The organism is Pseudarthrobacter sp. 01T43, from assembly GCF_056398665.1.
The window spans coordinates 43,000-67,419 of record NZ_JBFTPV010000009.1 but is presented as its reverse complement, the minus strand read 5'-3'; the positions used below and the strand labels follow the sequence as shown (position 1 = coordinate 67,419).

Below are 24,420 nucleotides of genomic sequence, written 5' to 3'. Positions count from 1 at the left end.
CTGGAGGTCAAGGACGCATGAAGAACGCCGGGGCACCAAGCCCCCAACTGCTGCGGCGGCATAATGCCAACGCTGTCCTGTCCTTCCTGCGCAGCGCGGAGGTAGCCACCGGTTCTGACCTGATGGCGTGGACCGGACTGACCCGGGCTTCGGTCATCGCCGTCTGTGAGGATCTGCTCCAGCGGGGCTGGATCCGGGAACTGGAGGCAGCCCGCCAGTCCGGCCAGCCGAAGGGACGGCCCGCCCGTCGGTTTGAGCTGAATCCGCGGGCCGGCGTGGTTCTGGGTATCGACATCGGGGCGGCCACCACCACTGCCGCAGTTGCGGACCTTCGCGGAAAGATCATCGCGAGGGCCAGCCGCAGCTTCCGGATCCCCGAGATCCCGGCCGCGGAGCGCATCGATGTTGTGGACCAGGCCTGCCGGGCAGCACTTGCGGAGGCGGGTGCCACCTCCCTGGACGTCCTGGCAGCCAGCGCCGGCCTTGCGGCGCCGGTGGACCGTGCCGGCAATGTCTTGGTGACCCGGCCTTTCTGGCGGTTGTTCGACGTCGGCCTCCGGGCCGCCCTGAAGGACCTCCACGGCTGGACGGTGCTGCTGGAGAACGACGCCAACCTCGCGGCCCTGGGTGAGCGGTGGCGCGGAACGGGCGCAGGCGTTGATGACCTGGTGGTGCTGCTGGCCAGCGAGCGGATCGGTGCCGGCATCATCGAATCCGGACGGCTGCTTCACGGACTGTCCGGGGCGGCAGGCGAAATGGGCTACCTGGATCTGGTGGAAGGAGTGGGCAGTTCCGCCGGCATAGCCGTGCTGGCCCGGGAGTGGTACCAGGCCGAAACGGGATCGCTGCTCGAGGCACCGGAGGTCTTCGCTGCCGCGGCCGCGGGGAACCCCGCCGCAGCGGCAGTCCTGGACCGGCTGTCCGAACGGCTGGCACGGGTGGTGGCATCACTGGCGGTCCTGCTGAACCCGGAGCAGGTGGTGATCGGCGGAGCAGTGGCCGGCTCGGCTGGCGCCCTGGTGCCCGGCATCGAGGCGTGGCTTCCGCGCTTCACGGCGACCGTTCCGCGCATTACAGTCTCGCCGCTGGGCGATGCGATCGTGACCATTGGGGCAGTCCGGCATGCGCTGGACTTCGTGGAGGCCAATGCACTGGACCTGGCGCTTGCGCCCCGGCCGGCTTGAGGCGCCCTGCTCACTCCGGCATGATCATGGTCCGCAGGTCCAACTGGCGCAGTACCCGGTCAGCCACCTCGGGATCCATGTCGGGTTCGTTGCGGGCCATCACCACTTCCTGCCGCGCCGCATCCAGTGCAATGGTCTGGACTGCAACCGCGAGACCGCGCCCCCGGGACCGAAGCTCGGCCACGCTCTCGTTCTTCAGGCTGCCGTCCAGGAGTTCGGCATGCAGCCGGCCCATCTTTGCCTTGACCAGGGCCACTTTCTCCGGCGGAAGATCCTTCATCAGGTCATGCTGCTTCAGGGCGGCAACAGCCGCCTCCTGCGCCCGCTTGGCAAGCAGACGGGCGGCGTCGCGTTCCTCTGATCCGTCCCCGGAAGCATTCAGGACACGCATCAGCCACGGCAGCGTCAGGCCGGGCAGCACCAAGGTGGCCACCAGTACGGCACAAGCGATCACCAACAGGTAGTCCCGGGCGGGGAACGGTGTGCCGTCGGCCAGGGTGAGGGGCAGCGCAAGCGCAAGGGCCAGGGTCGCGAGCCCGCGCATGCCGCACCAGGTGAGGATCAAGACCTCCTTGGCTGACGTGGGCTGGAGGACATTCGAGCGGTTCCGGGACCCCATGGCCAGGATGGCCATCCATAGGAACCGGACAACGAACACCAGCACGCAGACCAGCCCGGCGACGCCGAGCATGCCGGGGAGATCCGCGCGTTCATCGTGGATGACGTGCCGGATTTCCAGCCCGACCAACCCGAAGGCCAGGCCGGTAGCCAGCAACTCCACCACATCCCAGAAGGCCGCCCGGGTGACCCGCTCCTCCGCGTACTGCGGCCGGGAGTGCCGCTGCATCTCCAGGGCGGTCACCACCACGGCGATCACCCCGGAGGCGTGCACCTCTTCTGCCAGGATGTAGGCCGCGAAAGGCACCACCAGCGTCACCGCACTGCGGGCAACCAGCGAGGTGACCAGCCTGGTGATAAGTCCCGTCAGCCAGCCCATGGCCATGCCCACCACCACGGCGAGCGCGGCGCCGATCACGAACTTGAGGACGACGTCGGGCCCTATCTCGGTGCCGCCCACTGCGGCGGCGACTGCCGCCTGGAAGATGACGATGGCCGCGGCGTCGTTGAAGAGTCCTTCGCTTTGCAGCACGGTGGTGAGCCGGCGCGGCATGTGCACGCGGCCAGCCACCGATTCCACCGCTATGGGGTCCGGCGGCGCCACCATGGCACCCAGCGCGATTGCGGCCGGGATGCCGATGCCCGGAATCATCAGCCACGCGGCACCCGCCACAGCGGCGGTGCTGATGACCACCAGCGCCACCGCCAGCATGATCAGCGTGCGCCAACGTACCCGGAAAACCGCCCATGAACTGCGCTGGGCCGTGGCAAAGAGCAGCGGCGGCAGGAAGATGGGCAGGATCAGCTCAGGCGCGAAGTTCAGGTCAGGGAAGCCTGGGATGAAGGTCAGCCCGATGGCCAGCAGGAGCATAAGCACCGGATATGGCAGCCGGAGCCGGTCCCCCAGGCCGACAGCCACCACAGTGGCCAACAAAAGTCCGATGATGAGTGCCAGCTGATCCATGTGCCTGCTTCCCCGGCGGGGCGGCCTGTCCCGCCGCCCGGTGGGAGGCGCCTGCCGCCGGTCCCAGTTTATCGGTGGCGGTACTCCAGCGGCGGTACTCTAGCGGCGCCTGTACTCTAGCGATGGCGGCACGGCAGCCCGGCCGTCCGTGCGGGACCTCCCGTTAAGGCAGAGGTTCCAAAGCCGCCGCAATGGGCAGGGTGCCGTCGCGGAATTCGATGGTACGTCCTGCCGTTTCGGGCAGGTCCAACACTGCCGCTGCCACGCTGGCAGTGTTGCTGCGGGAGGTTGCCCCGTCGCCGTCCCGGGGCGGGTTGACCTCGATCAGGCCACTCGCTGGCTGGTCCGTCAGCCTGCCGGGACCCAGGATGGTCCAGGCAAGTTGGGTGCCGCGCAAGTACTCATCCGCCGCGGCCTTCGCGTCCGCATAGGCGAAGAAGGAATTGTCCGCCGGGACGCCGTGGTCCGGGCCGGCCCCCAGGTAGGACACCATGACATAGCGCCCGACGCCGGCCTCGGCCGCCGCGTCCATCGACCGGATGGCGGCATCACGGTCCACCCCGTAGGTACGTTCCGGGTTGCCGCCGCCGGCGCCGGCTGACCAGACCACGGCGTCGTGGCCGCGGATCGCGTCTGCGATGGCCGCCGTCGTCGAGCTTTCAACATCCAGGACCGACGGCGTAGCCCCCGTTGCCGCGACGTCTGCCGCGTGGTCCGGGTTGCGGATGATCGAGGTGACGCTGTGGCCCTCTGTGGCGAGGAGCGAGGACAGGTGGAGGGCCACTTTGCCGTGGCCGCCGATGATAGCGATGCGGGTCATGCCCCCATTCTGCCCCCCAACACCGTTCCCCGCAGTCAAGCGAGGGTGCGGTAACTCAAATAGACCACGCCGTTGCCGAACCTGCGTTCCGCCAGGAGTTCGAGCCGCAGGTTCAGGCCGTCGGGCAGGAACCGTAAGCCGCCGCCAACCGCCACCGGGTTGACGAACAGCTGGCACTCGTCCACGAGCCCGGCCTGCAGGGCGGCCGCGGCGAGGGTGGGGCCGCCGATGCTGATGTTCCCGTCTGTGCTGTCCTTCAGCTTCTGGACTGCGTGGGCGCCGAATGTCCGCTCGATCCTCGTGCGGGCAGTCTGGACGGTTGCAAGCGACGAGGAGTAGACGATCTTGTCTGCCCCCTGCCAGATCCGGCCGTAATCCTGGATATAGTCCGGCGCACCAGGCGTGCTGCCGAGGGTTTCCCAGACCGACATGACCTCATACATGCGGCGCCCGAGGAGGTAGGTGCCTACGTCGCGCTCGAGGTCATTGACGAACTTGTGGACTTCCTGGTCCGGTTCGCTCCAGCTGAAATTGCCGTCCCGGTCCGCCACGTACCCGTCAAGGGACGCGATGCCTGTGTAGATGAGCTGGCCCATCCGCCCATTGTGCCGTCGCCGTACCGTGTTGGATAGGCCGCGCCACTCACTTGACGAGGGACTGCTGTGCCAAGGTCCAGAGGTTGGTGATGGTCCAATAGGTCAGGACACCGATCGGGAAGAGGATGCCGCCAACACCGAAGATCAGCGGCAGGACATACAGGAACATCCTCTGCTGCCGCATCAGTGGATTATCAGCGGATTCTTCCGGCATGCTTCTGGCCATGATCCGCCGCTGCGCAAGGAACTGCGCGGCCGTCATCACCAGGATCATCACAACAGTGAGCACTATGACCGCCGTCTGGTCGCCTCCGACTCCGTGCAGCACGGAAGCTGACAGGGGGGCGCCGAGAATGCTCGCCTGGTCAAACTGCGCCACCTGCTGGCGGCTCATCGCGCCGATGCCCTGGCCTTGCCCGGCCGCAGAGGTGATGCCGGAAAGGACCTGGAAAAGGGCAAAGAAGAACGGCACCTGGATCAGCACGGGCAAGCAGGCCGACAATGGATTGGTCCCATGTTCCTTGTACAGCGCCATCTGCTCCTGCGCCATGGCCTGCCGGGAAAGCTGATCCGTTTTGCCCTGGTACTTGACCTGCAGGTTCTTCAAGTCCGGCTGCAGGCGCCGCATCCGGCTCTGGGCGTTGACCTGCCTCAGGAAGACCGGAATCAAAGCGGCGCGGATGACCAGCACCAGCCCGATGATGGAGAAGGTCCATGTCCAGCCATTGGCAGCCGGCATGCCGAGGCTGCTCAGGGCATCATGGAACCAGACCATAAGGGCGGAGACAAGCCACTTGAACGGAGCCATGACCGATGCGAGGACGTCCACTGAAACCCCCCATCGCCAGATGCTGCCAAGCTACGGCGAAAAGCCACGCTTGTCACTGCCCCGCGCAGCAGAACCCGGGTTAGCCCGGAACCTCGCCGATCTGGGTGAACACAGAAAAGCCCCCGGAATCTCGGGGACTCCGGGGGCTTAGCCTGTAGCGGTGGGGAGGCTCGATCTCCCGACCTCACGATTATGAGTCGTGCGCTCTAACCAACTGAGCTACACCGCCACGAATGAGAAAAACCTGCATCAAGCCGGTCAAAACCGCCTTGACACAGGCCCTCATTCAGAGCCCCCCACCGGAATCGATCCGGTGACCTCGTTCTTACCAAGAACGCGCTCTACCACTGAGCTAGGGGGGCAACGAGTAAATACTCTACCGGAAGATTTGGCCACCAACAAATCGGGGGCCAGACGCGGCCAAAGGCGCGAAAAACCCCTGAATCCCGGCGCCAAAGAGCCACTCCGGGGCCCATGAAGGGCTGATCGGAGCGTGCCCGCGAAACAGGTGTGACGAAGCGAACATGCGGGATTTGAGGTTGAAGGGTTAAAAGCCAAGGGGCCGGCTCGAAAGCCGGCCCCTTGGGGAGAAACTTGTCAGACTAACTGACGGTTACCACTTGCCCTTGCGGTTGAAACCGCCCTGTCCACCCTCGGTGCGGGGCTTGCGTGAACCGTCGCCGTGGCCGCCGAAGCGGGAATCGCTGGCCTGGCCGCGGCTGGAACCGCTGTCGGCTCCAACGCTGCGCTCTGACCGGTCGCTGTAAGAACGGCCACCGCGGTCAGCGGAGGAACGCTCGCCGTCGGTCTTGCGGTATTCCTTCTTGAATCCGCCGCTGCCCTTGAAGTTGCCGCCACGGTCGCCGCCGCCGGAGTAACCGCCGCGGTCCCCGCCGCCACGGTTGCCCTGGTAGCCGCCACGCTCGCCGCCGCCGGAAGGCTTGCGGCCGTTGTCCAGCTCGAGGTGGATCAGCTCGCCGCCGATCCGGGTGCGGGACAGGGCGCGCAGCTGATCGGCGCTCAGGTCCGCCGGGAGCTCCACGAGGGAGTGGTCCGAGCGGATGTCGATGCCGCCGATCTGGGCCGAGGAGATGCCACCCTCGTTGGCAATGGCGCCCACGATGGAACCCGGCATAACGCGCTGGCGGCGTCCGACGGCGATCCGGTAGGTGGCGTTGCCCTCTGTGAGCGTGCGGGTCGGGCCACGTGAGCCGAAGCCGTCCTTGGAGCGCTCGCGCTTCTGGAACTCAGGAGCTGCGGGCAGTTCCTTGACCAGCAGCGGCTGTCCGCCCTGGGCCATGACGGCCAGCGCGGCAGCGATTTCCGAGGCCGGAACGTTGTGCTCCTGCTCGTAGGAGGCAATGAGGTCGCGGAACGCCGAAACGTCCTCGGACTCGAGGGTCTCGGTGATCTTCTCGGCAAACTTGCCCAGACGCAGCGTGTTCACGGTCTCGGCGGTGGGCAGGTGCATCTGCTCCACCGGCTGGCGGGTGGCCTTCTCGATGGAACGCAGCAGGTACTTCTCCCGCGGCGTCATGAACAGGATGGCGTCGCCGSWACGGCCTGCACGGCCGGTGCGGCCGATGCGGTGGACGTARGACTCSGTGTCRTGCGGGATGTCGTARTTGACCACGTGGCTGATGCGCTCAACGTCAAGGCCGCGGGCGGCGACGTCGGTGGCCACGAGGATGTCGATGCGGCCTTCCTTCAGCGCGTCAACAGTGCGTTCGCGCTGCTGCTGCGGGATGTCGCCGTTGATAGCGGCAGCCTGGAAACCGCGGGACTTCAGCTTGTCAGCCAGGTCCTCGGTAGCCATCTTGGTGCGCACGAAGGCGATAACGCCGTCGAACTCTTCAACCTCGAGGATGCGGGTCAGGGCGTCGAGCTTGTGCGGGCCCATGACCTGCAGGTACCGCTGGCGGGTGTTGGCGCCGGTGGTGGTCTTGGACTTCACCGAGATCTCGGCGGGGTTGTTCAGGTACTGCTTGGACATCCGGCGGATCTGGCTCGGCATGGTGGCCGAGAACAAGGCAACCTGGCGGTCCGAGGGGGTCTGCTGGAAGATCTGCTCCACGTCTTCGGCGAAGCCCATGCGCAGCATCTCGTCGGCCTCGTCCAGCACCAGGTACTGGAGCTCGGACAGGTCCAGGGAACCCTTGGAGATGTGGTCGATCACACGGCCGGGGGTACCGACAACAACCTGGGCGCCGCGGCGCAGGCCGGCGAGCTGGGGGCCGTAGGCGGAGCCGCCGTAGACGGGGAGGACGGTGAAGTCATCGATGTGCTTGGCGTAGGAGGTGAAGGCCTCGGCAACCTGGAGCGCGAGCTCGCGGGTGGGGGCCAGGACCAGGGCCTGGGTCTTGCGGGACGGGCCGTTGAGGTCGTGGAGCTCGGCCAGGCGGGACAGGGCCGGTACTGCGAATGCTGCAGTCTTACCGGTGCCGGTCTGGGCGAGGCCCACGACGTCGCGGCCTTCAAGCAGCAGCGGGATGGTCGCTGCCTGGATGGGGGAAGGCTTTTCGTAGCCGACGTCCTGCAGTGCGGCGAGGACACGGCCGTCGATGCCGAGATCGGCGAAACGGACGCCTTCTTCTTCGGCTTCTTCTGCCTTGGCGGGGGCTTCTTCGGCAACCGGAGCTTCGGCGGCGGGCGCTTCGACTGCAACCGGAGCTTCGGCAGGGGCTTCGAGGGCGGGCGCTTCGGTTTCGACGGCGGGCGCTTCGGTTTCAGCGGCAGGCTCGGCTGCGGGGACAGCGGCTTCGGTGAATTCGACGGCAGCGGTTTCTGCGGTTACCGCTTCGGTGGCGTCGTTCTGATTTTCGGGCATAGGGAAGTTTCCTCATCCATAGGGGGCCAGGCGGCACAACCCGAGGTGAGCGGAGCCGCAGTACGTGTGCCGTGGGTGCCGGGCATACATTGACCGGCCGGTCACTGGAAGTCCGGCGCTTTCGCAATCCCGTGGCAGGACTTCCCGCTGCATCTCTTGGCTGCTATCCCAGCAGTCTGTACAGCGTTTTCTTTAGCCGGCTCTCCCTATGAAAATGCCCGCATCGCTTGTGCGGGCCCCAACACTTGCCAGTCCTGCCTCAAAAATTGGGCAGGAATAAGGGATTTCCGGAGTGGGGGATATTTCAAGTGTAAGGTACGTATCCGCTTTGCGGCTAATTGAACGAACGACGGCGGCGGTGAGCTTGCGCACACGGCCCCTGCGGGTGCCGCTGAGGGGCGGCCTGGCGGCTGCTACGGGGTCAGCTGCCGCTGCAGCCGCTCGAATTCCTCCCGGTACTCGGGTTGCAACCGGATCTCGCCGTCAGCGTCGGCGTCACGCAACGCCTCCATCGACTCAAGGTCCGGTTCGCTGAACCATTTTCCGATCGTGATGCCGTGCTTCGGGACGAACAGGCGGTGGATATGGTCGCCGGCCCGGATGGTGCCGGTCTGCACCACCCGGAGGTACGCGCCCACGCGGCCTGCTTCGGTAAAGCGCTTCACCCACTGCGGCTCGCCCATGGCGCGTTGGAAGGTGGCGCACGGTGTTCGCGGGGAGGTGACCTCAACCTCGACGTCCAGACCGATCTTCCAGCGTTCGCCGATGACGGCGCCGGTGGTTTCGATCCCGGTCACGCGCAGGTTCTCACCGAAGATCCCGGGCGGGAGGTCGCGCTGAAGCTGGTTCATCCAGTAGTCGGCGTCCTTCTGGGAGTAAGCGTAGAGGGCCTGATCTTCACCGCCGTGGTGCACACGGCTCGCCTGGATGTCGCCGTGGAGGCCCAGGTTGTGGACCTTTACAGGCCCTTCCACCGGCCGTTTGTCGATGGCTGTGACACCCACGCTCCCCTCATCGGGCAGGAGCTGATGGACGCGGCAGACGGCGAGCACAGAAGCGGATTCCATGGCACCAGTGTAGGTTCCCGGCCACGAGTTCGGGTGGCGGGCCGGGTGCGGACTTCTCCCCCGGTTACCGTCGCAGCCGGCCGGGGCACCGGCTAGGCTGATTTCAGGATTGAGCTTCCGGCGCACCGCTGCGCCCACATTCAGCATGGACAACCGAGGGGGACGTCATGGACCCGGACAAGAACCGGGGCAACGGTCCGGACAACGGCCAAGCCAAAGACCAACAAGCCAAGGGCAACGACCCCGCTACGGACGCGCCAAAACCCCCGCCTTGGCAGGTGCCCAAACCCGAGCTGCGCCCCGAACTCCTGAACCAGCCGGTGCCCACGGTGGACCCCTTCGCCAAGGACCGCGAGCGCCAGGCGCATGAAGTGGCCACCCGCAAGAAGCGGTCACAGCGCCGCACCGTAGTGGTGGGCCTCGGCGTCACCGCCCTGCTCGCCGGCACCATCACCGCCATCGTGGCAAGCAACGACGATGAGCCCGAGTACGCGCAGGTCTGTTTCAACGATGAGACCGGCGAGCGTGTGGAAGACACGCAGTGCAACAGCTCGGCGGGCCGCAGCGGCGCCCTCTACGCCTGGTACTTCTACGCCCGTGGCGCCAGTGTGCCCGGGGTGGGCCAGAACAGGTCAACGGCGCCCAACTTCACCAAGACAGTCCCAAGCGGCGCCAAGGCCTCGACCGGCTACAGCACCAAGGGCGGAACGGTCAGCAGGGGCGGCTTTGGCAGCAGCTCCAAAGGCGGAAGTACGGGAGGCTAGGCGTGAAACGGTTGCTATCGGAGCCCAGGCCTGACTGGAAACAAAAGATCGAAGAGCAGGGCCTGGTCTTCTCCACCACCACCATGCCCGACGGCCGGAAGATCGAATACTGGAACGAGTCCGCCTACTACGAATTCACCATGGACGAGGTGGAATCCCTTGAGTTCCAGGCCGAGGACATGCACAAGATGTGCGTGGAAGCCGCCAAGTTCATGGCCACCGGCGCCATGGGAAACATCGGCATCGGCCCGCAGGCCCTGGAGCTTGCTGCCGAGTCCCTGCAGGCTGGCGACATGGACGTGTACGGACGTTTCGACTTTATCTATGACGGCCAGGGCGGCCCGGCCAAGATGCTGGAGTACAACGCTGATACCCCCACGGGACTGATCGAGGCTGCGGTAGCGCAGTGGTTCTGGCTGCAGGACGTGTTCCCGGAGAAGGACCAGTGGAACGGCATCCACGAGGCCCTGATCCGGCAGTGGAAGAAAATGCAGTACCGCACCGGGATGAGCACCCTCCACATCGCCCACTCCGAGGCCGAGGAGTCCGGCGAGGACTGGATGACTGCTGCCTACATGCGCGACGTCGCCAGCCAGGCGGGCTGGACCACCATCGGCATCAACATGTCCGACATCGGCTGGGACCCCAACCTGAACAGGTTCGTGGACCTGGACAACTACATGATCAGCACCATGTTCAAGCTGTACCCCTGGGAGCTGATGATGAAGGAGCCGTTCGGGCACCGGCTGCTCCAGCGTGCCCACAATCCACGCTGGGTGGAGCCCGCCTGGAAGATGCTGCTCTCCAACAAGGCCCTGCTCGCCGCACTGTGGCACCTGTACCCGGACCACCCCAACCTGCTGCCCGCCTACCTCAACGAGCCCGGGCCGCTGAAGGAGTGGGTGGCCAAGCCGCTGCACGGGCGCGAGGGCGACAACATCAAGATCCAAGCCAGCGGAATCAGCCTCGAGCAGCCGGGCGGGTACGGCCGCGAGGGCTGGTGCTACCAGCAGTTCCATGCCCTGCCGGACTTCGACGGCAACCACCCCGTCCTGGGCCTCTGGGTGGTGGACGGCGAGTCCGTAGGCTGCGGGATCCGGGAATCGGACGGCCCCATCACCGACTACTTCTGCCGTTTTGTGCCCAACACCATTGACGCCCCGGCGCCGCTTTCGGCGCAGGCCCACTCCAGCACATCAAGCAAAGCAGGTATCGCGCTATGAGCCCCCTGACACTTCCGAGCCCGGTAGCACTATGAGCGCGGAAACCACGACGGCGGGCGGCGGATCCGGCGGCGGTGCCGGTAGTGCCGTCCCGGCCAAGGGGCTCCGGGCAGGAATCCTGGACCTCGGCGACTCGGTCATGCTGGGCCTGGCGTCCACGGCGCCCGTGTATTCACTCGCCGCCACGCTGGGCCTGATCGTGGCCGTCAACGGCAACTACACTCCCCTGATCCTGATCCTCGGCTTCATCCCCGTCCTCTTCATCGCCTATGCGTTCCGCGAACTGAACAGCGCCATGCCGGACTGCGGCACCACCTTCACGTGGTCCCGCCAGGCGTTCGGGCCCTGGGCCGGCTGGCTGGGCGGCTGGGGCTTGGCCCTGGCCGGCATCGTGGTCCTGGCCAACCTGGCGCAGGTGGCAGGACAGTACTTGTGGCTCCTGATCGGGGACGGCTCGCTGGCCCAGAACAAGCCGGTGGTCACGGCCACCGGTGTGCTGTTTATTGTCTTTATGACCCTGGTGAACTACCGGGGCATCCGGCTGGGCGAGCATGTCCAACGTGTCCTGACCTACGTTCAGTACATTTCGCTGGGTATCTTCGCGCTGGCCATCATTATGAGGATCGCCGGCGGCGCGCCGGAGGGCCAGGCGTTCGAGTTCGAATGGTTCAACCCGGCCGGCGCCTTCGCAGATCCCGGTGCCGTGGTGCACGGGTCCCTCCTGGCGCTGTTCATTTACTGGGGCTGGGACACCTGCCTCGCTGTCAATGAAGAAACCGAAAACCCGTCCACCACGCCCGGGCGCGGGGCCATCATCTCAGCCTTTGTCCTCGTGGCGATCTACGTTTCGGTGGCCCTCCTTGTGATGATGTACGCCACTGTTGGCACCGAGGGCATCGGCCTGGGCAACGAAGCGAACCACAACGATGTGTTCCTGGCCATGAAGGACGTGGTCCTCGGTCCGTGGGGCTGGCTGATCATCGTGGCCGTCCTGGCCTCGGTCCTGTCCTCCACGCAGACCACCATCCTGCCCACGGCCCGCGGCACGCTCTCCATGGGCGTGCACGGTGCGCTCCCGCCGAAGTTCGGCGAAGTCCATCCCCGCAACCAGACTCCCGGATTCTCCACCCAGGTCATGGGCGCCGCCGCCGTGGCGTACTACCTGGCCATGAGCATCCTCAGCGAAAACCTGCTCGCCGACTCGATCAGCGCCATCAGCCTGTTCATCGCCTTCTACTACGCACTGACCGGCTTTGCCTGCGTCTGGTACTTCCGGGGCACGCTCCGCGAATCGGCCCGCAACCTCTGGTTCCGGGGCGTCCTTCCCCTCATCGGCGCCCTGATCCTGACTGCGGCGTTCTTCATTTCGGCGATCCAGATGTGGGATCCCGCCTACGGCGACACACAGATATTCGGCATCGGCGGGGCCTTCATCAGCGGCGTGGTGCTCCTCGCCCTGGGCGTGGTGCTCGCCGTCGTCTGCCGCTTCCTGCCGTCCACGCGGGGGTACTTCACGGGAAGCCGGCCGCCGCGCAATCCAATGCCCGCTCCCCCAAGTAAGTAGCAGCAGATGTCGTCTTGAGGGCTCAAAACGACATCAGCTGCTACTTAGTTGGGATCCTATGTTGGGGCGGGGGCTAGGCGGCGGCCACCGGGACGGGCTCCTTGGCCGTCTTGTCCTTGCGGATGGTCGCGCTGATGACGGCCGCGATGGTGCACATGGCGGCCGCGCCGAACCATGCGTAGGTGTACTCGCCGGTGGAGTCACGGATGGCACCGGCGCCGAGGGCCGCTGCGGCCGCGCCCAGTTGGTGTGCAGCGAAGACCCAGCCGAAGACCACACTGCCGTCCGCACCGAAGGCCTTGCGGCAGATCGCTGCGGTGGGCGGAACGGTGGCCACCCAGTCCAGGCCGTAGATCACCACAAACACGATCATGCTGGGCTGGATGGTGGCGCTCAGGAGCAGCGGCAGCACCAGCAGCCCGATCCCGCGGAACTGGTAGTAGACGGCCAGCAGGACTTTGGGGTTGTAGCGGTCCGTCAGCCAGCCGGAGGCGATGGTCCCCAGGATGTCGAAGATCCCGACGACGGCGAGCAGGCCGGCCGCGGTGGTTTGCGGCATGCCGTGGTCGTGGGCGGAGGGGATGAAGTGGGTTCCGATCAGGCCATTCGTGGTGGCGCCGCAGATCGCGAAGCCTGCCACGAGCGCCCAGAACGTGCGCTCCCGGCTGGCCCTCTTGAGGACCTGGAGGGCGCGCACGGCGGCGTTGCTGCTGCGGCCGCTTTCCGGTGCAGCCGGCGTGGCCGCGGCAGCGGATGCAGTTGCTTCCTCTTCTGGTGCGGTTTCGCCGTAAGGCAAGGCGCCGACGTCGGCCGGTGAGTTCTTGAGGAACTTCAGCACCAGCGGAACCACGGCCAGCGCGCCGGCCGCAATCAGTAGCGAGGCCTGCCGCCAGCCTGGATCCTGGGCCAGCATGGCGATAAACGGCAGGAACACGAGCTGGCCGGCGGCACTGCCGGCGGTCAGGATGCCGATGACCAGGCCCCGGCTCTTGGCGAACCAGGTGTTGGCGATGGTGGCCGCGAAGACGAGCGCCATGGAACCGGTGCCCAGCCCAATGAGGAGCCCCCAGGTCAGGAGGATCTGCCAGGACTGGCTGACCAGGACCGTGAGGGCGCTGCCGGCGCCGATCATCACCAGGGCGACGGCCGTGACAGCGCGGATCCCGAACCGTTCCATCAGGGCAGCAGCGAAAGGCGCCGTCAGGCCAAACAGCACCAAGTTGATGCTGACGGCGGCGGACAGGACGGTGGTGGACCAGCCGAACTCCTGCTGCAGCGGCACCATGAGGACACCCGGGGCGGCCCGGAATCCGGCGGCGCCCACGAGGGCCAGGAAGGCCACTGCGGCAACAATCCAGGCGGGATGCAGGCGCCGGCGGCGGGTGGTTTCGGTGGCGCTCATGCTGCTGCGGCCGTGGCGAGCTGGACCGGCGAGTCCGTGCGGGTGAGGCTGTGCCAGCTGGTGTTCGCAGCGGTAAGCCGTTCCCCGCATCCGGTGCAGGTGTCCGCGGAACTGGTCCGCTGGCCGCAGCCGGAATGGATCACGAACATGTGGGCCTGCTCGGAGGGCGCGGGCAGGTGCTTTTCCGCCCACATGACCACGGCGTTGAGCACGGGAAGGGCGTCCTCTCCCTTGAGTGTCAGGACGTACTCCTGGCGGGTGCGTCCGCCGTCGTCGTAAGGTTTCTTGACCAGCAGGCCGGAGTCCACCAGGGCTGCCAGACGCTTGGTGAGCACCGAGTCGGCCACCGCCAGCCGGGACTTCATGGCGTCGAACCGGCCGTTCCCGAAGAAGATCTCACGGAGCACCAGCATGGTCCAGGGATCCCCGAGGATGTCGAGGCCGCGGGCCATGCTGCAGGTACGTTCGGACCAGTCGGATCGCAGAGGCATGGCTTTAGGGTATCTGGCTATCTTCAAGAAAGCCAGGGTTGCCGGAAAATGAGCCATGGCCCGCCCCGAGGGGCTGGGCCATGGCTCTTTCCGGGCTACTCGAGAGTGGTTACTCGTAGTATTCGATGCGCGGCTCCCCCACCACGCCTGCACGCTTCATCGCGTCCTGGAGTTCGGAACTGGCGAAGAAGGCACGGGCCTTGTCCACAGAATCAAAATAGTGAAGGACAAGAACGTTGTCCGGATCATCTGCCTCCCGGTGGAAGGACTTCTGGGTGACTCCGCCAGCGGCCTGAAGGTCGGCAACAGAGACGTAGACGGCATGCCAGGCGTCGAAGTCGGCCACCTTATGTTGAACAACGGAAAGGGCCATGGCCCGCTCCTCCTGAGTTATAGGACTCGATAGAATTCAGCGGGCGACAGTTCGCCTGCCATGCGCAAGGCTAGACCTGCCCCCGAAGGCCGTCAATAGACTCCGGACTGGGCGTGGAGGGGTGCCTCGCGGGGCACCCCTCCACTACTTCAGGAACGTGAAGGCGTGCTCCAGGTCCGCGATCAGGTCCTCTACGTCCTCAATGCCGCAGGAGAGCCGGATCAGGTTGACCGGCACCGCCAATTCCGTACCCTTGACCGAGGCGTGGGTCATCTCGGAGGGGTAGTTCATCAGCGATTCGATGCCGCCCAGTGATTCCGCCAGAGTGAACACCGAGGTGTTTTCCGCGACGGTGCGCGCCGCCGCTTCGCCGCCCTTGAACTGCACCGAGACCATGCCGCCGAACTTCTTCATCTGCTTCTTCGCCAGCTCGTGGCCGGGGTGCGAGGGCAGGCCCGGGTACAGCACGGCCTCCACCTCGGGACGCTTCAGGAGCCATTCGGCCACGGCCTGGCCGTTGTCGCTGTGCCGGTCCATGCGGACGCCCAGCGTCTTCAGGCCGCGGGTGGTGAGGAAGGCGTCCATGGGCCCGGACACCGCGCCCACGGCGAACTGCACAAAGCCGATCTTCTCCGCGAGCTCCGCGTCGTTGACCACAATGGCGCCCCCCACCACGTYGGAGTGCCCGCCGATGTACTTGGTAGTGGAGTGCACCACGACGTCGGCACCCAGGGCGAGCGGGTTCTGCAGGTAGGGCGACGCAAAGGTGTTGTCCACCACCAGGAGGGCCCCGGCGTCGTGCGCCACCTTGGCGAGCGCCTCGATGTCCGTGATCTTCATCAGCGGGTTGGACGGCGTTTCAACCCAGACAAAGCGGGTTTTGTTCGCGGCCACAGCTTTGCGCACCGCGTCCAGGTCGGCCATGTCCACCGGGGTGTTGCCGATTCCCCACTCGCCGAGCACGCGGCTGATGAGCCGGTAGGTGCCGCCGTAGGCGTCGTTGCCGAGGACAATGTGGTCACCCGGCCGGGTCAGCGCCCGGATCAGCGAGTCCTCCGCCGCGAGGCCGGAGCTGAAGGAGTAGGCATGGGTGCCGCCCTCGAGCGCCGCGAGCTGCTCCTGCAGCGCGTCACGCGTGGGGTTGGTGCCGCGGCCGTATTCGTAGCCGTCGCGCAGACCGCCGATGCCGTCCTGCGCGTAGGTGGAGCTGAAGTGCACCGGCGGGACCACGGCCCCCGTCCGGGGCTCGAAGGCCTGGCCGGCGTGGACGGCGCGGGTGTTGAAGCCCTGGGATTCAGAAGCAGACATTGATAATCCTTTCGTGGCGGGTTTCGGCAGGCTCAACCACCTGGCCGGTTAGCTGCTGAGGTAGGCGAGCAGATCGTGGCGGGTGAGGATTCCCACCGGGGCGCCAACAAACGTCACCATCACGGTGTCCACGTCGGAGAGCAGCTCGCGGGCCGCGGAGATGGTTTCCAGCGAGCCGATGACAGGCAGCCTCTCCCCCATGTGTTCGGAGATCTTGTCCGTCAGCTTGGCCTCGCCGCGGAACAGCTTGCTGGTCAGGGTGCGCTCGTCCACTGCGCCGAGGACCTCGCCCATCACCACGGGCGGTTCCTGCGAGAGGACGGGGATGTGGCTGACGCCGAACTCGTTCATGATGTTGATGACATCGCGGACGGTCTCGTTCGGGTGGATGTGCACCAGGTCCGGCAGTTCGCCGTTCTTGGTCTTGATGACCTCGCCCACGGACGCTTCTTCGCCGCCGGAGAGGAAGCCGTAGGAGCGCATCCAGTGGTCGTTGAAGATCTTGGCCAGGTAGCCTCGGCCGGAGTCGGGGAGGATAACCACCATCACGGCGCTTTCGGGGAGGTCGCGGGCGGCCTGCAGCGCTGCCACCACGGCCATGCCCGAGGAGCCGCCCACCAGCAGGCCCTCCTCACGCGCCAGCCTGCGGGTCATCTCGAACGAGTCGGCGTCGGTGACGGCAATGACGTCATCCGGCACGGACTTGTCATAGTTGTCCGGCCACATGTCCTCGCCGACTCCCTCAACGAAGTACGGGCGCCCGGTGCCGCCGGAGTAAACCGAACCTGCGGGGTCCGCCCCAATGATCTTGACCCGGCCGCCGTCGGCCTCGGAACGGTCCGCGGAGACCTCCTTGAGGTAGCGTCCGGTGCCGGTGATGGTGCCGCCGGTGCCGGCGCCGATCACGCAATGCGTGACCTTGCCGTCCGTGTCCCGCCAGATTTCCGGCCCGGTGGTCTCGTAGTGGCTGCCCGGCGCGGCCGGGTTGGAGAACTGGTCCGGCTTGTACGCGCCGGGGATTTCGGTGACGAGCCGGTCCGAGACGCTGTAATAGCTCTGCGGGCTGTCGGGGGCCACGGAGGTGGGCGTGACCACCACTTCGGCGCCGTAGGCCTGAAGCACGGCGCGCTTGTCCTCGCCCACCTTGTCCGGCACCACAAAGATGCATTTGTAGCCCTTTTGCTGGGCCACGAGCGCCAGCCCCACGCCGGTGTTGCCGGACGTCGGCTCAACAATCGTTCCGCCGGGCAGCAGCTTGCCGGTCCGTTCGGCCTCCTCGATCATCTTCACCGCGATGCGGTCCTTGATGGAGCCGCCGGGATTGATGTATTCCAGCTTCACCAGGACAGTGGCTTTGATGCCTTCCGTCACGTGGTTGAGCTTGATAAGCGGCGTGTTTCCGATGAGGTCCAGGACGGACTGCGCGTACTTCATAGGTACAAAGTTACCGCTTGCCGTGGCGGGCTCTGCCCGGGCGTCACTTCCCTGCGGCGGAATCCGTCTGCCAGAGGCCCATGATGTTGCCTTCCGTATCCGTGAAATATGCGTACCAGCCCATACCGGGAACGGCTTCCTTGGCCTGGGCCACCGACCCGCCGGCGGACTCGACCTGCGCCAAGGCCGCATCAACGTCTTCCACATCGATGGTGATGATGGGGGTTTTGAGGCTGTCCGTGCGCGGGAACAGGGCCCCGTTGATGGCTCCCGGCGTGCTCGGCATGCCAGTCTGTTGGTCGGACGGCGTGGTGATGGCGCTGGTGTAGTCCATCCCCTGCATGGGGGTCAGGGTCCAGCCAAACGCGCTTTGATAGAAGGTGTTGGCGCGTTCTTTGTCACCGGTGGGAATCTCGAAATGCACAACTCCAGCCACTGCATGCTCCTTTGAATGCGAGGGGAAGGCGCGGACGCCCCGCGCCACTTGGAGTCTAGTCCCGGCATCCAGGGTCCGTAAGGGCTCCGGAGCGCGCGTTGTCAGCCTGCCGTGGGACGATGAAGACATGACCATTGCCGACGCTCCCGCCCGGCTGGCCGCCGCCGCGGACGCGTCCCTCCGGTGGCATCCGGACGGCCCTTACAGCCTGCAGCAGACGCTGGGCACACTCCTGCGGGGAACCGGTGATCCCTCGTTTTCGTTCCGCCCCGACGGACTGTGGACTGCCTTTACGACGCCGGACGGCCCGGTCACGCTGCGCCTCACTGCTGCCGGCGGCGCGGGTTTGCACGGCGGAGCGGGTTTGCACGGCGGAGCTGAGGTCGCCGTTGATGCCCAGGCGTGGGGGCCCGGTTCCGCTGCCGGGCTCGCCGGCGTGCCACGGCTGTTGGGCGCCGACGACGACTGGACAGCCTTTGACGAGCCGGCCTTCCACGCCACGCTCCCCCGGCTGGTCCGTGACGCCCGACGCCGGAACCTGGCTGTCCACCTGCCCTCCACCGGGCGCGTGGTTGACTGCCTCGTGCCCACCATCATGGAGCAGAAGGTCACCGTTATCGAGGCCCGGCGCGGCTACCGTTACCTGATGTACCGCTTCGGTTCCCCGGCGCCGGCGGCAGGTCTGTCCGCGCCGGAAGGACTCCGCGTCCAGCCCACCCCGGAGCAGTGGCTGCGCATCCCCTCGTGGGAGTGGCACCAGGCCGGAGTTGGTCCGCAGCGGTCCGCAACGGTCATGCGGGCGCTGCGATCCGCCGTCGCGCTTGAACGCCTGGCCGCCCTCCCGGCTTGGGAGGCGGCGGCAAAACTGCAGGTCATTCCCGGCATCGGAATATGGACAGCGGCCGAGGTGGTGCAGCGCACCCACGGCTGCCCGGACTCCATCGCCGTGGGCGATTACCACCTCGCGGCCTACGTGGGCGCTGCCCTGACCGGCCGGCGGACGGATGATGCCGGGATGCTGGCCCTGCTGGAACCGTGGAAGGGCCACCGGCAACGGGTGGTCCGGATGATCGGCCTGAGCGGCTTCCGCAAACCCACTTTTGGCCCGCGGATGACCATCCAGGACCACCGCCGGCACTGACCTTCCTTCCAGGCGGGGTCAGAGCCCCAGGCGGGCCACGGCTTCCTCACGCATCTCCACTTTGCGGATCTTCCCGGAAACAGTCATCGGGAAGCTTTCGCGGACGTCCACGTAGCGCGGGACCTTGTAGTGCGCCAGCTTGCCGCGGCAGAATTCGGCGACGGCGGCTTCGGTCAAGCGTTCCGCCCCGGGCTTCAGGATGATGCACGCCATCAGTTCCTCACCGTACCGGGCGTCGGGGACGCCGATCACCTGCACGTCCTGGATCGCGGGGTGGGTATACAGGAACTCCTCGATCTCGCGCGGGTAGACGTTTTCGCCGCCGCGGATCACCATATCCTTGATCCGGCCCTCGATCAGCACGTAGCCATCCGCATCCATCCGTGCGAGGTCGCCGGTGTGCATCCAGCCGTGGGCATCAATGGCTTCGGCGGTTTTCTCGGGCTGATCCCAGTAGCCCTGCATGACCGCGTACCCCCGGGTGCACAGTTCGCCAATTTCCCCGCGTTCAAGGACCTCCCCCGAGCCGGGGTCAATGATCTGGCTTTCGAGCAGGGGCATGGTGCGGCCCACGGTTTCCGTCCGCTGCTGCATGGTGTCCCCGTCGCGGGTCATGGTAGAAACCGGCGAGGTCTCGGTCATGCCGTAGCAAATGGCCACGTCCACCATGTGCATTTCGGAAATGACCCTGTTCATCACCTCGATGGGGCACAGCGAACCGGCCATCACGCCGGTCCGCAGCGTGGAGAGGTCGTAGGAGGTGAAGTCCGGCAGGGCCAGTTCGGCGATGAACATGGTGGGCACCCCATACAGCGATGTCCCGCCGAAGTCCTGGACAGCCTCCAGCGCGGCAGCCGGGGTGAAGCCGCGCCCCGGAATGATGGTGGCGGACCCATGGCTGAAGGCGGCCAGGTTCCCGATCACCATCCCGAAGCAGTGGTAGAACGGCACCGGGATCACTACCCGGTCATGCTCCGTGTAGCCCAGGAGTTCGCCGATGGAGAAGCCATTGTTCAGGATGTTGTGGTGCGTGAGCGTGGCACCCTTGGGAAAGCCGGTGGTTCCGGAGGTGTACTGCAGGTTGATGGGATCATGCGGGCCCAGCTCCGCCATCCGCTCCCTGAGTCCGGAATGGCCGACGGCGTCAGCCCGCTTGAGCAGCTCGGCGTACGTCAGCTCCGCCTCACTTTCGGGGACCCCGGCGTCGATCCCGTCCGCATCGGGGGCCGGCAGGAACACGAGTTCGCCCAGGTCCGGGCAGGCGGCCAGCGCCTGGCGCGCCATTCCCACATAATCGCTGTTACGGTCCGACGGCGCCGTGACCAGCATCCGCATGCCGTTCTGCTTCACCACAAACTCGAGTTCATGGCTGCGGTAGGCCGGGTTCACGTTCACCAGGATGGCGCCGGCCTTGGCGGTGGCGTACTGCAGGAGGGTCCATTCGGCGCAGTTCGGGCTCCAGATACCCACCCGGTCACCCTTGGCGACGCCCGAGGCGAGGAGCGCGCGGGCCAGGCGATCGACGTCGTCGTTCATTTTCGTGTAGCTCCAGCGGCGGGCATCGCCGCCGGGAACAGCCGCGGCCTCGATCAGCGCGTCGTGGAAGGGAAACCGGGCCACCACCCGCTCGAAGTTCTGTCCGATGGTTTCCTCAAGGAGCGGAACGTCAGTGTTCCCGGCTGTGTAAGCGCGCATGGTGGCACGCTACCAACTGGCCCACAGCAATGAAAGCGTAAGACAAGCGCAACATGAGGGTGTCCGCGCGTCAGCCGCACAGGGCGCCGCCCGGGGGCCGGTATTGTGAAATCCATGAGTGCACCCATCGACCTGCAGGCAACGTTCATCCCCAACGACGGCGAGTTCTTCCGTGTGAAGCTCGCACTGGAAATCGCGATTGACGAGGTGGTGAACGAGCCGGGCTGCATCCGGTACGAGCTGACCGAGGCCACCGAGGAGAAGCTGGTCCTGACGGAACAGTGGGCGTCCGAGGAGGACCTGGAAAAGCATTCCAAAGGTATCGCCCTGCAGGACCTCAACGAATCGCTGAGCGCACTGCTGGCCGAACCCGTGAAGATCGAACGGCCCTAACTCCCGCTTTAACCATCGATTGCTCCGTAAAGGCCCTTTAGGACGTTCAAAAGGGCGCTTACTGAGCAATCGATCGGTTTAAGGGGCGGTTAGAGATCAGGGATCTGGGTGCCGTCCTGCGGGCCGGCACTCTTGGTGGCGCCCGGGTTGCTGCCTGCGGCCGCCGCGGCTTCCGCCTGCGAGCGCGCCACGTGGGCGTGAACCTCGTCCATGTCCAGGGCCTTGACGGCGTCAACAACCTGTTCCAGCTGCTGGGCGTTCAACGCACCGGGCTGGGAGAAGACCAGGACTTTTTCGCGGAAGGCCATCAGCGTGGGGATGGACGTGATGCCGGCCTCCGCGGCCAGCTGCTGCTCGGCCTCGGTGTCCACCTTGGTGAACAGGACGTCGGAGTGCTTTTCCGACACGGCGCTGTACGTGGGTCCGAACTGCTTGCACGGACCGCACCATTCAGCCCAGAAATCCACCAGGACAATGTCGTTGTCTTCGATGGTCGATGCGAACTGTTCACCTGTGATGTCTAAGGTAGCCATGGCTCCAACGGTACGCGAGCCACGGGCGGATGTCCCAGCCGGAGGCGCCCTTGTTCGCTGCCCGCGTCATCGGGAATATCCGCTACCCTGCCGTGTACACCGGGCAGTGCGGGGCCTAACGTAGGGGCATCAGCCGCTGACAGCCGCACACAGGAGGGATCATGGCCCACGCTATCTCCACCCGGTCCCTCACCAAGAAATTCGGCCGCCGCGAGGTGCTGCACGGCGTGGATTTCAGCGTGGAGGCGGGCTCCGTGTTCGGGGTCATCGGCCCCAACGGCGCCGGCAAGACCACCACCATGCGCTGCCTGCTGGACATCATCCGGCCCAGCTCCGGGGAGGTCCGGGTCCTGGGCAAGGACCCCCGGCTGGGCGGCCCCGAACTCAGACGCCGAATCGGCTACCTGCCGGGCGAGCTGTTCCTCGAGGGCCGCGTGACCGGGCGCAAACTCCTGTCCCACTATGAGGCCATCAGCGGACCGGTGGCGCCCGGCAGAATTGATGCGCTGGCCGAACGGCTGGGGCTGGACCTCGACCGGCACACCCGCAAGCTGTCCAAGGGCAACAAGCAGAAACTGGGACTGGTCCAGGCATTTATGCATAATCCCGAACTCTTGGTTTTGGATGAACCCACCAGCGGCCTGGATCCCCTGGTGCAGCAGGAGTTTCACGCCATGGTGCGGGAAGCCCGGGAGCAGGGGCAGACCATCTTCCTCAGTTCCCACGTGCTCAGCGAAGTCCAGCAGACCGCCGACACCGTAGCCATCCTGCGGGACGGCCGGATCATCGCGGTCGAGTCGGTCAGCGGGCTGCGGGAAGGTGCCGTCAGGCACCTGCGGTTCTCGGCAAACGGCATCACGGCGCACGACGCCGGCGCGCTGCTGGGGGCGGTGCCCGGCGTCGGGCACGTGGAGGTGCTGGAGTCCGACGGCACCGTCACCCTGTCCGCCACCCTGGAGGGCGCCATCCAGCCCCTGGTCAAGGCCTTGGGCACCCTGCAGCTGAAGGACCTCGTCCTGGAGGAGCCTGACCTGGAGGAATCGGTGCTGCAGATGTACTTCAGCCCCGAAGAGTCCAGTCCCGGGGCTCCAACCCCGGGGGCTCCCGGCTCCCGGCGTTCGCTCCCCCGGGAGGCCGCCACGTGAGCACCACCCTGCCGCTGTTCCGCCGCGCGTTCTTCGACACCTGGCGCTCCACCCTCGCCTGGGCGGCCGGACTGGCCGGCGCCACCTTGCTGTACCTTCCGCTGTACCCGTCCATTGGCGGGAGCGCGCAGATGCAGGACATGATCGACGCCCTCCCGCCCGAAATGATGAAGGCGCTCAACTACGACCAGATCGCCACCGGTCCCGGCTACACCCAGGCAACGATCTTCGGGCTGATCGGCTTCCTGCTGATGACCATCGCCTCGGTGGGGTGGGGCGCCGCCGCGGTGGGCGGCGACGAGGAATCCGGCCAGCTGGAACTGACCCTCGCCCACGAGGTGACCCGGGTCCAGGTTGTGCTGGAACGCGCCCTTGCCCTGTTGGTCCGGGTCCTGCTTCTGGCGGCGCTGGTCTTTGTGCTGGTCCGGTTGCTCAACGATTCCGCCCAGCTGGGTATCAGGCCGGAGAATCTCTTTGGTGCGGCGGTGCTGTTTGCCGGGCTGTCGCTGCTGACCGGTACCGCGGCCCTGTGCGCCGGCGCCGTGTCCGGCAGGCGCACGTACGGGCTGGCCGCGGGAGCCGCCGTTGGCGTCCTGGGATACGTCTTCAATGCCGTCGGAAGGCAAAGCCCGGACGTTGAGTGGCTGCTCAACCTGAGCCCCTACCACTGGGCCTACGGGAACGCGCCCGTGGCCAACGGAGCCGACTGGGCTGCGGCCGGCTGGCTCTGGGGCATCTCGGCGGCACTGGTGGCTTTGGCTGCCTTTGCTGTCAGCAGGCGCGACGTCGGCACATAGTCAGACCGTGGCTTCCCACAGGTGCGGCGCGGGCGTACGGCTGCCAGGGAGGGCGTTGGTTTCACGCCACTCGTGGATCCATTCCGGCAGCACCAGGTCCGCCGGCGGCTGGCCGAACTCGCGCAGTATCTCTTCCTGGCTGACAGGTTTGCCTTTGCTGACCAGGCGGGTGGCGATGTAGGCACGCGCGTAAATCTCGCCGTCGGATACCATGCGCTGCTCGAAATAGATGGCTTTGGCATCCAGCCCGATGATCTTCGTTTCAATGCTGTACTGCTGCCACAGCTGCAGCGACTTCCGGAACGCGATAGTCTCCCCCGCCGCCACCGGGCTCCAGCGGCGCTGGCGCATCCTCTTCCACACGCCGCTGCGGACCATGAGGTCGAACCGGCCCAGGTCCATCAGGGAAAAGTACATGCCGTTGTTGACGTGCATGGCGATGTCGATGTCGGTAGGGAGGACCCGCAGCGGCACGGACGACGTGTCCCAGATGGTCAGCGCCGGGCGGCGGGTGGACGTGAACAGCATCAGGAGGGTGCGCAGAAGCAGGTGCATCACCCAATGTTACCCGTGGGTAACATGCTGGCAAATTCGGCGGTCCGGGATGGTTACCGCGGGCCTCATCATGCGTGGCAGCTGGCTCCGTGAGCGAGTACCAGCGCGAACGGCGTTGAGTAGGAGACTCAGGCCCGGCCAAGTAGGCCGCAGAAATAATGGGGTAGCCCCTACTCGTGCCCCGCCGGCACGGCCTTCCTAGACTCGGAGTTCCTAGGGCCGAACAACGTTGCCGGCGCATCCTCCAATGCTGGGCTGGGT

The 24,420-nt window shown here is 66.2% G+C and carries 23 protein-coding genes and 2 tRNA genes; 8 read left to right on the top strand and 17 right to left on the bottom strand.

Annotation, left to right across the window (positions count from 1 at the left end):
- Positions 1–17 precede the first annotated feature (17 nt).
- Complete coding sequence (locus tag AC1DIM_RS10825) at positions 18–1,184, top strand: ROK family protein (protein ID WP_477710485.1); 1,167 nt, start codon at positions 18–20, stop codon at positions 1,182–1,184.
- Between the two features lie 10 nt (positions 1,185–1,194).
- Here AC1DIM_RS10825 and AC1DIM_RS10820 read toward each other — a convergent pair whose 3' ends face one another.
- From AC1DIM_RS10820 to AC1DIM_RS10785, 8 genes are all read right to left on the bottom strand, one after another.
- The gene (locus AC1DIM_RS10820; protein WP_477710484.1) at positions 1,195–2,766 is read right to left on the bottom strand and encodes a Na+/H+ antiporter; all 1,572 of its coding nucleotides are present in this window, start codon (positions 2,764–2,766) and stop codon (positions 1,195–1,197) included.
- Between the two features lie 163 nt (positions 2,767–2,929).
- Positions 2,930–3,586 (bottom strand): SDR family oxidoreductase, encoded by a 657-nt coding sequence (locus AC1DIM_RS10815; RefSeq protein ID WP_477710483.1) that lies wholly within the window; start codon positions 3,584–3,586, stop codon positions 2,930–2,932.
- Between the two features lie 35 nt (positions 3,587–3,621).
- Positions 3,622–4,182: a dihydrofolate reductase family protein gene (locus tag AC1DIM_RS10810; protein WP_477710482.1), complete on the bottom strand. Its 561-nt coding sequence runs from the start codon at positions 4,180–4,182 to the stop codon at positions 3,622–3,624.
- Between the two features lie 46 nt (positions 4,183–4,228).
- Positions 4,229–5,011 carry a membrane protein insertase YidC gene (gene yidC, locus AC1DIM_RS10805; RefSeq protein ID WP_477710481.1) on the bottom strand — a complete coding sequence of 261 codons (783 nt, stop codon included), beginning with the start codon at positions 5,009–5,011 and terminating at the stop codon, positions 4,229–4,231.
- 155 nt (positions 5,012–5,166) lie between these two features.
- Positions 5,167–5,240 (bottom strand) — tRNA-Met (locus tag AC1DIM_RS10800).
- Positions 5,241–5,301: 61 nt separating this feature from the next.
- Positions 5,302–5,373 (bottom strand) — tRNA-Thr (locus AC1DIM_RS10795).
- Positions 5,374–5,624: 251 nt separating this feature from the next.
- Positions 5,625–7,838: a DEAD/DEAH box helicase gene (locus AC1DIM_RS10790; protein WP_477710480.1), complete on the bottom strand. Its 2,214-nt coding sequence runs from the start codon at positions 7,836–7,838 to the stop codon at positions 5,625–5,627.
- A 413-nt stretch (positions 7,839–8,251) separates the two neighbouring features.
- Positions 8,252–8,905 (bottom strand): MOSC domain-containing protein, encoded by a 654-nt coding sequence (locus tag AC1DIM_RS10785; RefSeq protein ID WP_477710479.1) that lies wholly within the window; start codon positions 8,903–8,905, stop codon positions 8,252–8,254.
- Positions 8,906–9,072: 167 nt separating this feature from the next.
- Between AC1DIM_RS10785 and AC1DIM_RS10780 the strand changes: the two genes are divergently transcribed.
- From AC1DIM_RS10780 to AC1DIM_RS10770, 3 genes are read left to right on the top strand one after another with little or no spacing between them, the layout of a single operon-like run.
- Positions 9,073–9,669: a Tat pathway signal protein gene (locus tag AC1DIM_RS10780; protein WP_477710478.1), complete on the top strand. Its 597-nt coding sequence runs from the start codon at positions 9,073–9,075 to the stop codon at positions 9,667–9,669.
- Positions 9,670–9,671: 2 nt separating this feature from the next.
- Positions 9,672–10,892 (top strand): glutathionylspermidine synthase family protein, encoded by a 1,221-nt coding sequence (locus tag AC1DIM_RS10775; RefSeq protein WP_477710477.1) that lies wholly within the window; start codon positions 9,672–9,674, stop codon positions 10,890–10,892.
- Positions 10,893–10,923: 31 nt separating this feature from the next.
- Positions 10,924–12,456 carry an APC family permease gene (locus tag AC1DIM_RS10770; protein WP_477710476.1) on the top strand — a complete coding sequence of 511 codons (1,533 nt, stop codon included), beginning with the start codon at positions 10,924–10,926 and terminating at the stop codon, positions 12,454–12,456.
- A gap of 73 nt (positions 12,457–12,529) precedes the next feature.
- Here the strand turns inward: AC1DIM_RS10770 and AC1DIM_RS10765 are convergent, their stop codons facing one another.
- The 6 genes from AC1DIM_RS10765 to AC1DIM_RS10740 form a co-directional block, all read right to left on the bottom strand.
- Positions 12,530–13,858: an MFS transporter gene (locus AC1DIM_RS10765; RefSeq protein WP_477710475.1), complete on the bottom strand. Its 1,329-nt coding sequence runs from the start codon at positions 13,856–13,858 to the stop codon at positions 12,530–12,532.
- A complete protein-coding gene (locus AC1DIM_RS10760; RefSeq protein ID WP_477710474.1) occupies positions 13,855–14,349 on the bottom strand; it encodes a winged helix-turn-helix transcriptional regulator in 495 nt (164 codons plus the stop codon). The genes AC1DIM_RS10765 and AC1DIM_RS10760 overlap by 4 nt, the downstream gene beginning before the upstream one ends.
- Before the next feature lie 109 nt (positions 14,350–14,458).
- On the bottom strand, positions 14,459–14,722 hold the full coding sequence (locus tag AC1DIM_RS10755; RefSeq protein ID WP_477710473.1) for a DUF1330 domain-containing protein: 264 nt from the start codon (positions 14,720–14,722) through the stop codon (positions 14,459–14,461).
- Positions 14,723–14,866: 144 nt separating this feature from the next.
- The gene (locus tag AC1DIM_RS10750; protein ID WP_477710472.1) at positions 14,867–16,030 is read right to left on the bottom strand and encodes a cystathionine gamma-synthase; all 1,164 of its coding nucleotides are present in this window, start codon (positions 16,028–16,030) and stop codon (positions 14,867–14,869) included.
- Positions 16,031–16,078: 48 nt separating this feature from the next.
- Complete coding sequence (locus tag AC1DIM_RS10745; RefSeq protein ID WP_477710471.1) at positions 16,079–17,464, bottom strand: cystathionine beta-synthase; 1,386 nt, start codon at positions 17,462–17,464, stop codon at positions 16,079–16,081.
- Between the two features lie 43 nt (positions 17,465–17,507).
- Positions 17,508–17,900, bottom strand: coding sequence for a VOC family protein (locus AC1DIM_RS10740; RefSeq protein ID WP_477710470.1), 393 nt, complete (start codon positions 17,898–17,900; stop codon positions 17,508–17,510).
- Between the two features lie 127 nt (positions 17,901–18,027).
- Between AC1DIM_RS10740 and AC1DIM_RS10735 the strand changes: the two genes are divergently transcribed.
- Positions 18,028–19,041: a DNA-3-methyladenine glycosylase family protein gene (locus tag AC1DIM_RS10735; protein WP_477710469.1), complete on the top strand. Its 1,014-nt coding sequence runs from the start codon at positions 18,028–18,030 to the stop codon at positions 19,039–19,041.
- 18 nt (positions 19,042–19,059) lie between these two features.
- Here the strand turns inward: AC1DIM_RS10735 and AC1DIM_RS10730 are convergent, their stop codons facing one another.
- Complete coding sequence (locus AC1DIM_RS10730) at positions 19,060–20,736, bottom strand: AMP-binding protein (protein ID WP_477710468.1); 1,677 nt, start codon at positions 20,734–20,736, stop codon at positions 19,060–19,062.
- 114 nt (positions 20,737–20,850) lie between these two features.
- On the opposite strand from AC1DIM_RS10730, the gene AC1DIM_RS10725 reads away from it, so the two are divergent.
- A complete protein-coding gene (locus AC1DIM_RS10725; RefSeq protein WP_477710467.1) occupies positions 20,851–21,129 on the top strand; it encodes a putative quinol monooxygenase in 279 nt (92 codons plus the stop codon).
- An 89-nt stretch (positions 21,130–21,218) separates the two neighbouring features.
- On the opposite strand, the gene trxA is transcribed toward AC1DIM_RS10725, so the two are convergent.
- A complete protein-coding gene (trxA, locus tag AC1DIM_RS10720) occupies positions 21,219–21,662 on the bottom strand; it encodes a thioredoxin (RefSeq protein WP_477710466.1) in 444 nt (147 codons plus the stop codon).
- A 161-nt stretch (positions 21,663–21,823) separates the two neighbouring features.
- On the opposite strand from trxA, the gene AC1DIM_RS10715 reads away from it, so the two are divergent.
- Both AC1DIM_RS10715 and AC1DIM_RS10710 read left to right on the top strand, forming a co-directional pair.
- The gene (locus tag AC1DIM_RS10715; protein ID WP_477710465.1) at positions 21,824–22,807 is read left to right on the top strand and encodes an ABC transporter ATP-binding protein; all 984 of its coding nucleotides are present in this window, start codon (positions 21,824–21,826) and stop codon (positions 22,805–22,807) included.
- Positions 22,804–23,604, top strand: a complete 801-nt coding sequence (locus AC1DIM_RS10710) for an ABC transporter permease subunit (RefSeq protein ID WP_477710464.1) — start codon at positions 22,804–22,806, stop codon at positions 23,602–23,604. Before AC1DIM_RS10715 ends, AC1DIM_RS10710 begins: the two co-directional genes overlap by 4 nt.
- Here AC1DIM_RS10710 and AC1DIM_RS10705 read toward each other — a convergent pair whose 3' ends face one another.
- Positions 23,605–24,159 carry an acyl-CoA thioesterase gene (locus AC1DIM_RS10705; RefSeq protein WP_477710463.1) on the bottom strand — a complete coding sequence of 185 codons (555 nt, stop codon included), beginning with the start codon at positions 24,157–24,159 and terminating at the stop codon, positions 23,605–23,607.
- Positions 24,160–24,420: the final 261 nt, after the last annotated feature.

Excerpts from the sequence above, each read along its gene's own strand:
- trxA (WP_477710466.1), bottom strand. The coding sequence starts at position 21,662 with ATGGCTACCTTAGACATCACAGGTGAACAGTTCGCATCGACCATCGAA.
- AC1DIM_RS10810 (WP_477710482.1), bottom strand. The coding sequence starts at position 4,182 with ATGGGCCAGCTCATCTACACAGGCATCGCGTCCCTTGACGGGTACGTG.
- AC1DIM_RS10815 (WP_477710483.1), bottom strand. The coding sequence starts at position 3,586 with ATGACCCGCATCGCTATCATCGGCGGCCACGGCAAAGTGGCCCTCCAC.
- AC1DIM_RS10760 (WP_477710474.1), bottom strand. The coding sequence starts at position 14,349 with ATGCCTCTGCGATCCGACTGGTCCGAACGTACCTGCAGCATGGCCCGC.
- AC1DIM_RS10785 (WP_477710479.1), bottom strand. The coding sequence starts at position 8,905 with ATGGAATCCGCTTCTGTGCTCGCCGTCTGCCGCGTCCATCAGCTCCTG.
- AC1DIM_RS10770 (WP_477710476.1), top strand. The coding sequence starts at position 10,924 with ATGAGCGCGGAAACCACGACGGCGGGCGGCGGATCCGGCGGCGGTGCC.
- AC1DIM_RS10820 (WP_477710484.1), bottom strand. The coding sequence starts at position 2,766 with ATGGATCAGCTGGCACTCATCATCGGACTTTTGTTGGCCACTGTGGTG.
- AC1DIM_RS10780 (WP_477710478.1), top strand. The coding sequence starts at position 9,073 with ATGGACCCGGACAAGAACCGGGGCAACGGTCCGGACAACGGCCAAGCC.
- AC1DIM_RS10765 (WP_477710475.1), bottom strand. The coding sequence starts at position 13,858 with ATGAGCGCCACCGAAACCACCCGCCGCCGGCGCCTGCATCCCGCCTGG.
- AC1DIM_RS10755 (WP_477710473.1), bottom strand. The coding sequence starts at position 14,722 with ATGGCCCTTTCCGTTGTTCAACATAAGGTGGCCGACTTCGACGCCTGG.
- AC1DIM_RS10825 (WP_477710485.1), top strand. The coding sequence starts at position 18 with ATGAAGAACGCCGGGGCACCAAGCCCCCAACTGCTGCGGCGGCATAAT.
- AC1DIM_RS10725 (WP_477710467.1), top strand. The coding sequence starts at position 20,851 with ATGAGTGCACCCATCGACCTGCAGGCAACGTTCATCCCCAACGACGGC.
- AC1DIM_RS10705 (WP_477710463.1), bottom strand. The coding sequence starts at position 24,159 with ATGCACCTGCTTCTGCGCACCCTCCTGATGCTGTTCACGTCCACCCGC.
- AC1DIM_RS10745 (WP_477710471.1), bottom strand. The coding sequence starts at position 17,464 with ATGAAGTACGCGCAGTCCGTCCTGGACCTCATCGGAAACACGCCGCTT.
- AC1DIM_RS10715 (WP_477710465.1), top strand. The coding sequence starts at position 21,824 with ATGGCCCACGCTATCTCCACCCGGTCCCTCACCAAGAAATTCGGCCGC.
- AC1DIM_RS10735 (WP_477710469.1), top strand. The coding sequence starts at position 18,028 with ATGACCATTGCCGACGCTCCCGCCCGGCTGGCCGCCGCCGCGGACGCG.
- AC1DIM_RS10730 (WP_477710468.1), bottom strand. The coding sequence starts at position 20,736 with ATGCGCGCTTACACAGCCGGGAACACTGACGTTCCGCTCCTTGAGGAA.